Raw genomic sequence first — 11,964 nt, 5'->3', positions numbered from 1 at the left:
CCCCGGCCCTCGAGGCTGCCGTGGCCGTGGTCCCCGAGGCTCCCGTCGAGTTGCCGGGCGCGGTACCCCCGCTGGTCGAGATCGCGGCGGCTCCGATAACCGCGGCAGTCGCGGACGGCGGTGTGATCGGCCGATCCGGCAGGTCCGCGAAGAGCGGGTCCTGGCCGAACAGGGCGAAAATCTCGCGCAGCGTAGACCATTCGGCGGCCACGACCAGGCTGTTGCCGGAGGCGGCGAAGCCCGCGGCAATGGCGGCGGCCGGGTCCATGGGGAGCAGTCCGGCGCCGCTGATGCGGGCGAGGGCGTCGGCATTGTCGGCTCCGACCGCGCGCCACAGACCCCATTGCACGGAGGTGACGCCGATGCCGTCGCGGCGGTAGCCGGTGGCGGCGGCATCGAGCATGCGATTGACCGCGGCGTAGACCGCGTGGCCGCGCCCGCCGATGGTGGCCGAGAGCGAGGAGCACAGCACCACCCGGGCATCGGGGGCGAGCGGGAGCTCGCGAATCATCCGGTCGAGCGCGATCACCTTGGATTCGGCTGCGGCACGGACGGTTTCGGGGCTCGGCTCGGCGGCGGCGGCCGCGTAGTCGACGGCGGCGTGCACCAGCAGGCTCACCGGGGTGCGGACGAACTCGTCGCCGAGGGCGCGCACGGCTTCGTCATCGGTGACATCGCAGGTACGAAGCTCCACGATGGCACCGCGCGAATTCAGTTCGCGAATACGCTCTTTCGTCTCCGCCGAGCCGCCGGTGCGGCTGATCAGGGTCACGCGGCGCGCCCCGGCGCGCGCGAATTCGGCGGCGCAGTCCAGCCCGAGCGCACCCGTGCCGCCGATGATCATGACCTCATCCAGGTCCGAAGGCGTGAGCGGGCAGTCCCCCGGCCTCTCGTCCAGGACGAGGCGCTTGGCGTACCAGGCACCCCCGCGCGCGGCCAACTCCGGCTCACCGGCGGTGTGCACCGCACCGAGCACAGCCTTGGCGGCGTCCGGAAGCGTCTGCCCCGCAGCGATATCCAGATGCCGGAACCCGACCCCCGGATACTCCGCGGCGAGACAGCGGAACCCGGCCTGCGCCGCGGCATGGGCGATATTCGGCGTCTCCCCGTCGAGCACCTGCTCCCCGCCCGAGGTCACCAACCAGACATCCCGCACCCCGGTGAGATCCGGAAGCCACCCGCGATCACCGACGAACGCAGCGGATTCCGCTACCGCCGTGGCGATATCGATGCCGGCGGAGGTTGGCACCAGCACAACCACGGTGTCATAGCCCGGCTGAGCGGGAGCGGAGCTCGCCCCGGCATCACTCGTTCCAACAGTTGTCCGGTGAGCTGCTCCTGCGCTGAACCCAGCGGTCACCGTGCCGCGGCTCGCTGCCACCGCGGTGCTGTCGGCAGACCGGGTCGCCTCGTCAACACGGGTGGCCATGGCAGGTTCCTCGGCACCGCCGGTCGCGGCACGGCCCCCGGCATTTCCACCGGGCAATGGGCGGTTCTCCGCGCCGCCACCGTTCCCGGCATGGTCTTCGGCACCGCCGCCGGTCGCCGTACCCGCAGTACCGAGTGCTTCGACAATGGTCGCACCGTGTTTAGCCGCTGCCTGTTCGATTGCGGCGGCGAGATCGGGCCGGCGAGCGGTGTGGTCGATGATCGTCAGCGCACGCGGTGGGACCAATTTGCGGCGGTCGAGACGAACCCACCGTTCGGCGAGGCGCTGCGGCACAACCGTTCCGGGCGCGACCACCGGGTGTCCGGTGAGCGGGTGGTCGGTCCGGGTTCCTTCCCCGGATTCGACGCCGAGATGACGAGGGGATCCGGCGAGATGCCCAGGGGATCCGGCGGGATGACGAGGGGATTCGGCAGCGAGGGTATTCGCGGGGGCGGCGAGGTTGTAGTCGAAGGGGGCCCAGAGTTGTTTCGGGGTGGTTTGGGTGTTGGGGAAGTCCAGGAGGGGGAGGCGTTGTACTTCGGTGGTGGTGTCGCGCAGGGAATCCCAGGGGAAGGTGGTGTCCAGGACGGCTACCTGGGCCAGGTTCTCGGTGAATTCGGTGAGGTCGGTGGCGGTGCGGCGGGAGGTGCCGATGGTGCGGAAATCGCGGTCCGCGCCGAAGCCGGAAAGGGTGTCCTGCATGGCGACCATGAGGGCCGGGTGGTCGGCTATCTCCAGGAAGATATCGGTGTCGCGGGCGGCGGCCTCGGCGACGGCGAGGTCGAAGCGGACGCGATTGCGCAGGTTCCAGTACCAGTATTCGGCGGGTGATAGGTCGGGGGTGATGGCCGCGCCGAGAGTCGCACCGACGCAAGCGATTTCGGTGGGGGCGAAGTGCGGCGAGTCGAGGGTGTCGTGCAGCGTGCCTTCGAGCTGCTCGCGGAATTTGCTGACGAAGGAGGTGTGCGCGGGGTATTCGACGCGGATCTCCTTGGCGAATTTGGCCTGGGCGGTGAGGTTTTCGACCAGCGCGGCGACGGCGGGCCGCTCCCCCGAGACGGCCAGCACATGCGCGGAGTTCACCACCGCGAGCTCGGCCCAGCCGGAGTTACGAGCCAGTAGCGCCTCGCATTCATCGCGCTCGATACCGACCACGGCCATGGCCCACTGACCATTCCAATCGTTCTCGCGCTCCAGCGAACCCACCAATTCGGCGCGCAGGGTGACCACGCGAATTCCGTCCGCGAGCGAGATGATGCCCGAGACCACGGCGGCGGCGATCTCACCCTGGGAGTGCCCGACGGTCAGGTGCGGTTCGACCCCCGCCGCCCGCCAGATGGCGGCCAGGCCGAGCATCTGCATGAACAGCGCGGGCTGCACGATCTCGACATTCTCGGTGACCGCACCGGCCTCGTCGAGCAGATAGGTGAGCGGCGAAATCCCATGCTGCGCTTGGAAAAGCGCATCGCATTGGTCGACCGTGGCGCGGAATACCGGCGAATACCGGTAGTAGAGCACGCCCATACCGGGGCGCTGGCTGCCCTGTCCGGGGAAGACGTACGCGATGCGGCGCGCCGTCGCCGCGCGATTACCGGCGATGACCGTCGGATGCGGCTGCCCGTCGGCGACGGCGTGCAGCGCCTCCAGCAGCCGCTCACGGCCGGTGGCGGCGATCAGCGCGCGGTACCTGCGCGGGGTGCGGGTGCGGAACAGCATGTCCGCCACCGCATCCGGGGTCACCCGTGGTCGCTGCTCGAGATACGCCGCGAGCCCGGCGGCCTCACGTTTCAGCGCGTCGGGGGTATCGCAGGACAGCAGGATGGGGGTGCTGCCGTCCGGAAGTCGATAGTCAGGCATGGTTCTCCTCTTCCAGGACGGGCATGGCGAGCACGGCGTGCGCATTGGTCCCGCTCACGCCGAATGACGAGACCGCGCCGTAGCGCACGCCGTCGCGCGGCTCCCAGTCGGTGAGTTCGGTGGCCAGCCGCAGACTTCCGGCCTCCCAGTCGAATCGGGTACTGGGGCTGTCGGCGTGGCGGGTGGGCGCGATCTGTCCGTGCAGGCCGCTGAGCAGCACTTTGATCAAGCCGAGCATGCCCGCCGCGGCTTGGGCGTGACCGAGATTGGATTTGACCGAGCCGAGCAACGGGGCGGTGCCGTCGGTGCGGGGCGCGCCGTAAACCCGTTGCAGGGCGGTCAGTTCCAGTGGATCACCAACGGCGGTGCCGGTGCCGTGGCCCTCGATCATGTCGACCAGACTCGGATCGATACCGGCGACCGCGACGGTCCTGCGCACCAGGCGTTCCTGCGCCGCCGCACTGGGCACGGCGATGGGCGCGCCTTTGGCGTTGTGGTTGATGCGGGAGGCGAGCAGTCGGCCGTAGACACGATGCCCGAGCGCCCGTGCCCGCGATTCACGTTCCAGCACAACGACTCCGACGCCTTCGCCCCAGAGTGTGCCGAGCGCGTTGTCGGAGTACGGCCGGCATCGGCCGTCCGGCGCGAGGGCATTGTTCTTGGAGAATTCGAAGAACGCGCCGGGCGAACCCATGACGCAGGCCGCGCCCGCCAGCGCCCATTCACATTCGTCATCGCGAATGGCGTTGGCCGCCAGATGAACCGCCGCCAGCGAGGAGGCGCAGGCCACATCCACCACCACGGACGGGCCGCCCAGGCCGAGCACATTGGAGATGCGTCCGGCCACCGCGCCCAGTGCGGCACCGCCCGCGCGGTATCCGGTGTAGTCGTTGACCGTCGCACCGTGCGGGCCGTACTCGGTATTGGACGCGCCCATGTAGCAGCCGATGTCGTCCCCGTCACCGAGTGCGGCCGGATTGATGCCCGCGTTCTCCAGCGCCCGCCAGGCCACGCGCAGCGCGACCCGCTGCTGCGGATCCATGGCGACCGCCTCGCGCGGGGTGATGCCGAAGAACTGCGGATCGAAATCCGCCGCGGTGTCCAGGAATCCACCCGCGTCGCGGACCTCGCCCCAGCCCTCGGTGCGGGCCAGATCGAACAGCCGCTCCAAGGGCCAGCCGCGATCGCGAGGGAAAGGCCCGATGAGATCGCGTGATTCGGCCAGCGCGGTCCAGTACTGCGCCGGGGTTTCAATGCCCCCGGGCGCTTCGACGGCCATACCGGTGATGACGATCGGATCGTCCGTATCCTTCAGCGCGCCACCGTTCGCGGGGCCTCCCGCGCCGCCGCGATTGCCGCTCATCGCGCCGCTACCGATCGGATCGGCTCGGCCGCAAGGGTTTCCGCGATAGCGGCGATATGGTCGTGCAGATAGAAGTGCCCGCCGTCGAACATGCTCACCTGAAGTTCGTGCGGTGTGTGCGCCTGCCAGCCGTACAGGTCACCGATGGAGACGAATTCGTCGTCACTGCCGCCCATCGCGTGCAGCGGCACGTCGAGTTGGACGTCCTTGTCGCAGGTGTAGGCGTCGAAGGCGGCGTAGTCGGCCTTGAGCGCGGGCAGTGCCATGCGCATCAGCTCGCGGTTGGCCAGCACATCGGCTCCGGTGCCCTGCAATCCGCCGACGTGATCGAGCAACTCCTCGTCCTCGGTGGGGTGCCCGGGCATATCCACCACCCGCCACGGCGCGACCGCACCGGAGACGGCGAGCAGACGCACCGGAATACCCGCGGATTCGGCCAGTCGCGCGAATTCGAAGGCCACCACCGAGCCCATGCTGTGCCCGTAGACGGTGATCGGTTCACCGGTATTGCCCGGTGCGCGAACGAATTCCGCGAACGCCCCCGCCGCGATCTCCGGCACGGTGCGCAGCGCGGCCTCGCGGGCCCGGTCCTGACGGCCCGGGTACTGGAAGATCGAGACGTCGAAATGCTCGCTCAGCGCCCTGGAGAACGGGCGATAAGTGGAGGCTCCGCCGCCCGCGTGCGGGCAGATGACCAGGGGCGGATTGCCCGCCGCGCGCGGTCGATGGAATTTGCGGATCCAGCCGAGGGAATTGCTCATAGTCCTTGCTCCTGTTTCTGCACGCTGGAATTCGCCGCTCTCACTGCCACATTCGGCGCATGACCAGCAGGCCGTGGTCTTCGTCGGCGATGACGGCGGACGCGTCGACGCGGGTGTCCGGTGCGGCGGCAATAGCGCGCAGGGTGTCGTGGAAGGCCGCCTCGATGATCTCGGCCTCGGTGTCGTCGAAGGAGTCCTCCGCATAGAAGACCACAGCCCGGACTCCGTCGCCGGGCAGCAGCGCATTGGCGGGGAAGATCATCACCAGCAGCGCGTTGTCGGTCGCGCCACCGCCCTCGAAGCCGACCAGCTCCAATTGCGCCTGCGCGAGTAGGCTTTCCAGCTCCTCCCGGCCGGGCGGATAGGACTGGAAGACGAACATCGAGTCGAAGAGTCTGCGCACGCCGGTGGCGCGGATGGCCGAGGTGAGCCGGTACTGATGGAATTCCATGAGTTCGACTCGGCGACGCTGGATTTCGGCGAGCAACTCCCGCCAGCTGGCGTCACCGCGCAGTTCGACCGCCACCGGAATGGTGTTGGCGAAGCAGCCCACGGCATGGTCCACCTCGTCGAGATCGGCGGGGCGGCCGGACACCACCTCACCGAATACCGCTGTCTCGGAACCGGTTACGTAGCGCAGGACATTGGCCCAGGCCAGCTGACAGATGACGCTGAAGGTGGTGCCGACTTCGGCGGCGAGAGCGGTGAGCCGCTCCACCACCTCGGCGTCGATGACGGCGGAGCGGCCGGTGGGCACGCCGCCGCCCTCGGGTACGCGATTCGGTGCGACCAGGCACGGCTGCACACCGTCGAGGTAACCCGCCCAGGCGGCCTCGGTGGCCTGTTCGCGATCCTGGGTCAGGCGCAGGAATTCGGCGAAGGTGTCCGGATTGCCCAGCGGCGCGGCGGTGCCGTCGGTGAGGTAGGCGGCGAAGATCTCCTGCGGCAGCAGCTGCCCGGACCAGCCGTCGGTGAGCAGATGATGCGAGGTCAGCACGAGCATGTGCACCCCGTCCGGCAGGTGCACCACGGTCGCCCGGGTGAGCGGGCCGCGCGAGAGGTCGAACTGTTCACCCTGATCGGCCAGCAGGAAATCCTGTAGTCGCTGATCGGCATCCGACCGGGTCGAGAAGTCCACCTCGCGCACCGGCACCCGTACGTGATCGGTGACGATCGCGTACGGCTGTCCGGCGTGCGATACCGAAATCGCCACGCGCAGATTGGGATAGCGGTTGATCACGGTATCCAGGGCGGCCGTCAGGCGCGGCAGCTCCAGTGCGCCGCGCACCGCGATCATGGTCTGCACATTGTAGAAATCCTTGCCACCGGAGCCGAGCGCGGTGAAGTACAGCCCCGCCTGCATGGGCGCGAGGGGATGGACGTCGGCGAACGCGCCGTAGAGCGTGTGCCAGCGGTCCAGGTCCAACTGCGTGACCTCGCGGGCCAGCACGTCACCGGGGGTGAAGCGGCGGCTGGAGTCATCGCGCACGGTCTTCGCGAAATCGCGGAGGCCGCCCGCCCACAGGTCGGCGAATTCGTGCACCTCGGCATCGGTGAGCACGCCCGCCGGGAAGCGGAAGGAGGCGCGCAGGGTGGCGCTGTCACCGTCGGTGACGGTCACGGTGTTCACATCCAGGACCGCCGCCGCCGGCATGGCGGGGTCGGCGTGACCACCCAGATAGCCGAATTCCGGTGCCGCAGCCCAGGTTTCGGCGGTGTCTGCGACCGCGAAGCGACCCATGTAGTTGAAGCTGAGCTGCGGTGCGGGCCGGTCTGCCAGCACGTTTGCGCCCCGCTCATCGATCCAGCGCAGCAGGCCCCAGCCGATACCGGAGTCCGGCACCGCCAGCAGCTGTTCCTTGACCGCCTTCACCGCATCGGTCACCTCGATCTCGACACCGCGCATGACATCCAGAGCGACCGGATAGGCGCTGGTGAACCAGCCGACGGTATTGGCCAGATCGGCTCCGGCGAACAGGGTTTCGACGCGGCCGTGCCGTTCCAGGGTGAGGGTGACGGTGCCGGTATCGCGGGCCCTGGCGCGCCGGAAGCGGTGCACCGCCACGGCCAGCGCCGCCACCTGGATATCGAGGAAGTCACAGCCGAACGCCTGCGCACCGGTGGTCATGAGGAAGCGGGTGTCCTCGGCGTCCAGTTCGGTGGTGACCTCGTGCAGGGTCGCGATGGTGTCCACCGCCGGGTCGAAGGCGCGCGAGCCCAGCAGCGGATCCTCGGTCTCGGCTACCGCTCGCCAGTACGGCAATTCGGCGGCGAGAGTGTCGCTTTCGGTATAGCGAAGCAGATTGGTGTTCCAGGTCTTGACCGAGGTTCCGGTCTCGGGATCGAGTGCGCCGTCCTGCCAGAGTGCACGCAGATCGTCGTGCAGGATGCGCCAGGAGACGCCGTCCACCACCAGGTGGTGGATGACCAGGAGCAGGCGGCCGACGGTGTGATCGGGGGTGCGCGCCCAGACCGCGCCGACCATGCGCCCGGCGGCGGGATCGAGTCCGCTCCCGGCGATGTGCAGCTGCTCTTGCAGCACCGAACCGGCGGTGAGATCCCAATCCCCACCGTCGATTTCGACTTCGACCAGCGCTACAGGCGGATACGCCTCGCCGATCTCCGGCACATAGTAGGCAATGGAACCACTCGTCGTCCCGGCATGCTTGTGGCCGGGATCCACCCCACCCGCGGGGATTCCGGTCGAAGGCGCGCCGGAATGACGGGGGAACAGCTCATCCTCGGGTGCGCTTCCGAGACGAGCGCGCAGTAGCGGGTGCCGGTCGAGTAGACCGTTCACCGCGGCGGTGAGACGTTCGGCGGTGGCGTCGGCCGGGGTCACCACGGTGGTGGCCTGGCTGTATCCGGTGTATTCGCCGACCTTTTCGACCAGCATGACGGCGATCGGGTTGAGCGGGATCCAGCCGGTGGCCGCGCCCGCGTCGATCAGGGCGGGTGCGGCGGTGTCGACAATGGGGGTGGCCGCGGCGGCGATGGCGGCGATGGTGCGGGCGTCGAACAGAGCGCTGGTGGTGATGGCCAGGCCGCGCTTCTTCAGGGCCGAGGCCATGCGGATGGCGGTGATGGAGTCGCCGCCCAGTGCCAGGAAGTCGTCGTCGGCGGCGAGGGTGACCTCATCGGTCAAGCCGAGGACCTGGCGAACCGCCTCGGCGACAAGGGTTTCCGGGCCGTCGCCGAGATCTCGGCCGCGACCGGTGCTGCCGCCGAGATCGGGCTCGGGGAGGGCGCGGCGGTCGAGCTTGCCGTTCGCGGTGAGCGGTAGGGCGGCCATGCGCACCAGGGCGGACGGAATCATGTACTCGGGCAGGCGTTCCGCCAGGTACGTGCGAATGCTCGCGGCGACGTCGGTCTCGGAGTCACTGGCGAACACCGAATTCGGCTCGGCGACGTAGTAGCCGACCAGTACCGAGTCATTGCCGCGCGGCAGCGCGACGGCGGCGGCCGAACCGATTCCGGGCATGCGGCGCAGCGTGGTGCCGATCTCGCCGAGTTCGATGCGATGACCGCGAATCTTGACCTGATCGTCCACGCGGCCCAGATATTCCAGGCGGCCGCGCGAATTCCAGCGCACGATATCGCCGGTGCGGTACATGCGCGCACCGGATTCCTGGGCGAACGGGCAGGCCACGAAGGTTCCCGCGCTCAGCCCCGGGCGGCGGTGATAGCCCCGGGCCAGCTGCACGCCACCCAGGTACAGCTCACCGGTGACGCCCGGCGGCACCCGGCGCAGCTGCTCGTCCAGGACGAAGACCGACGAATTCCATTCGGGCACACCGATGAGCGCCGAGCGGATCTCATCACCGCCACGGGCCCCCGCGAAGTCCTCGTGGGTGAGGTCCATGGCGGCCTCGGTCGGACCGTACAGGCCCAGGACGGTGCCGCCGAAGACCCGACTCGCCTCTTCGACGAGAGCGGGAGGCACGGATTCGCCACCGAGGTAGACGTACCGCATGGAGCGCAAGCGCTCCGGATCCGGCCCGGCATCGAGGAAGGCCCGGGTAACGCTCGGCACCAGGGACAGCTGAGTCACCCTGTGCCGGTCGATGATTCCCGCGAGCGCCGCCACATCGGCCTGCCACCACTCCGGATGCGGCAGCACCGTGGCCGAACCGGTGCACAGGGCGTTCACCAGCTCGAAGACCGAGACATCGAAGCCGATCGGAGCCTTCTGGAGAATGCGCTCCTCGCCGAAGCCGAGGTAATCGCGCATCCACTGCACATGATTGGCAATGGCGCGGTGATGAATGACCACACCCTTGGGACGGCCGGTGGTCCCGGAGGTGTACAGCAGGTACGCCGCATCCAGCGGATGAATGGGCCGAGCCAACTCCTCCGGGCGAATCGAACTCGTCTCGGCCGCAGCCAACTCGGCGCGGACGGCCGGATCCGCGAGATCCAGCAGCGGCAACCCCGTCGGCCCAGCAGCGTCCCCTGCCGCGAGGGCAGCGGACTCCCCCGACACGAGCGCAGCGGACTCCCCCGTCATCCCGGCATGTTCTTGGCCGGGATCCACACCATCAGTGGATGATCCGCGGCTGTGGATTCCGGCCAAAAGCGCGCCGGGATGACGGGGGGACACCGAGAAAACGGCGGAGACCATCAGGGTGAGTTCGGAGTCGGCGAGCATGTATTCGATGCGCTCGAGGGGGTAGCTGGGGTCGGCGGGGACGTAGACCGCGCCCGCGCGCAGGACGGCGGCGAAGAGGATGGGGAGCCATTCGCTGCGGTCGGCGTAGACACCGATGCGATCGCCGTTGCGGACGCCGCGAGCCAGGAGCATGCGGGTGAGTGCGTTGACGCGGGAGTCGAATTCGGCGTAGTCGAGTTCGGTGTCCTCGAAGATGACCGCGACTCGGTCCGGATGTTCGGCCGCGGAGGTGCGGATCATGGCGTCGACGGTGTCGGAGGTGATGGCGGGGCGGTCGCCGAAGGACCAGTCGTCCAGGCGGGCGCGGTCGGAGGCGGAGAGGGTTTCCAGGGAGCCCAGGGTCGCACCGGGGGTGGCCGCGGCCAGCACCTGATCGATGTACTCGTGCAGGCGGTCGATGGTGCCGCGGTCGAAAAGGTCTGTGCGGTAGGTGATCTGCACATCGGTGCGGTCACCGTGCATGAAGGTCTCGACGACCAGCGGCAGCAGTGCGCCGCCATTGTCGATGAGTTCCCAGCTGGTGGTCGCGCCCGGCAGCTGCGGGCCGTCGATCTTCTGATGCAGGAACAGCACCATGGTGTCGAAGAGTTTGGAGCCGACATGCCCGGTGGCGCTGTTGGCCGCGCGGACGATGCCCTCCTGCGGGAAATGCTTGTGCTTGAAGGCTTCGGTGGTGGTGGCGCGCACCTGATCCACCAGCTCGGCGAAGGTGCCCGCGCCCGCGCCGGTGAAGCGCAGCGGAATCATATTGGAGAGATTGCCGATCAGCAGTTCCTGACCGGACTCCTCGCGATTGGCCACCGTGGTGCCCACCACGATGTCGCGCTGACCGGTGAACTGGCGCAGCGCCAGGTAGTAGGCGGCCAGGAAGACCGCGAACGGGGTGCTGCGCAGGTCGGTGGAGAGGCGGCGCAGATTGGCGTCCGCGCGCACACCCAGCAGCCGGTCCAAGCGCTCGCCGCGCTCGCTGACGGTGACGGGCCGGCGATCGTAGGGCAGTTGGAGTTCGGGCACCTCACCGTCGAATTGGCTTGCCCAGAAATCCATTTCGGCGCGATGGTCGCCGTCGCGGTAGCGGTCCTGCTCCCATTCGGCGAAGTCGGCGACCTGTAGGCGCAGGGGTTCCACGGTGACGTCGCCGGTGCGGGCCTGGCGGTAGAAGTCCTCCACATCGCGGGAGACCGCGGGCAGGGTCATCCCGTCCCAGGCGATGTGCTGGATCACCAGCAGCACGACCAGACGGTGCGGGCGGGTGCGGACGAAGGTCACGCGCAGGGACGACTCCGAGGACAGATCGAAGGTCTCGTGCGCGGCGGACCGGGTCAGCTCCGCCAGCCGCCGGTCGATGTCGCGCGGGTCCGGCGCGGTCCTGCCCTCGGTCGAATCCCCGGCGAGTGCGTCCAGGCCGCTGCCGAGCGCATCCCGCGCGGTGCGAACTTGCGCGGGCTGCTCGTCGACATCCGCTGTCGTGAGGTCGATTTCGGTCAGCCGGGGCGGCAGGTCGTCGTGAATGCGCTGATAGGGGTCGCCCTGCTCGTCATTGTGGTACGTGGTGCGCAGTACCTCGTGCCGCTGGACCAGCGCCAGGAAGGCGCGGCGCAGCGCCTCCCGATCCACCTCACCGTCGAAAGTCAGTGCCAGGCAGAGGTTGTAGGCGGCGCTGTCCGGGGCGATCTGCTGATGCGCCCACACGTAGCGCTGTCCGAAGGACAGGGCGGCGCGGGTGCGGTCCCGGCGCACCGGGACCGCGGGTGCGGCCGCCAAGCCGGCGGTGGCGAGGCGGGCTGCCATTGCTGCCTGTAGGTCTTCCAGCGACTTCATCAGGTGAGAACCAATCCTTGTACTTCGACGAACCCTTGCGCCGGAGCGGATTCCGGCGCGGCGA

Annotated in this window: 4 protein-coding genes; all 4 read right to left on the bottom strand. The window is 68.8% G+C overall.

The annotated features are described in order from the left end of the window. On the bottom strand, nt 1-3,286 hold a 3,286-nt coding region (locus NA10_RS38805), incomplete at its 3' end, for an SDR family NAD(P)-dependent oxidoreductase (RefSeq protein ID WP_067571160.1). Continuing rightward, nucleotides 3,279-4,649: a beta-ketoacyl [acyl carrier protein] synthase domain-containing protein gene (locus tag NA10_RS22545; RefSeq protein WP_084515136.1), complete on the bottom strand. Its 1,371-nt coding sequence runs from the start codon at nt 4,647-4,649 to the stop codon at nt 3,279-3,281. The genes NA10_RS22545 and NA10_RS38805, both read right to left, overlap by 8 nt. Then, the gene (locus NA10_RS22540; RefSeq protein ID WP_067571158.1) at nt 4,646-5,410 is read right to left on the bottom strand and encodes a thioesterase II family protein; all 765 of its coding nucleotides are present in this window, start codon (nt 5,408-5,410) and stop codon (nt 4,646-4,648) included. Before NA10_RS22540 ends, NA10_RS22545 begins: the two co-directional genes overlap by 4 nt. 40 nt (nt 5,411-5,450) lie before the next feature. Then, complete coding sequence (locus NA10_RS22535; protein ID WP_084515135.1) at nt 5,451-11,900, bottom strand: condensation domain-containing protein; 6,450 nt, start codon at nt 11,898-11,900, stop codon at nt 5,451-5,453. Nucleotides 11,901-11,964 lie beyond the last annotated feature (64 nt).

The sequence above is a fragment of the Nocardia acidivorans NBRC 108247 genome (assembly GCF_001625085.1).
GTDB classification, from domain to species: domain Bacteria; phylum Actinomycetota; class Actinomycetes; order Mycobacteriales; family Mycobacteriaceae; genus Nocardia; species Nocardia acidivorans.
The sequence above is the reverse complement of the archived record's forward strand: the minus strand, read 5'-3'. Positions and strand labels throughout refer to the sequence as shown.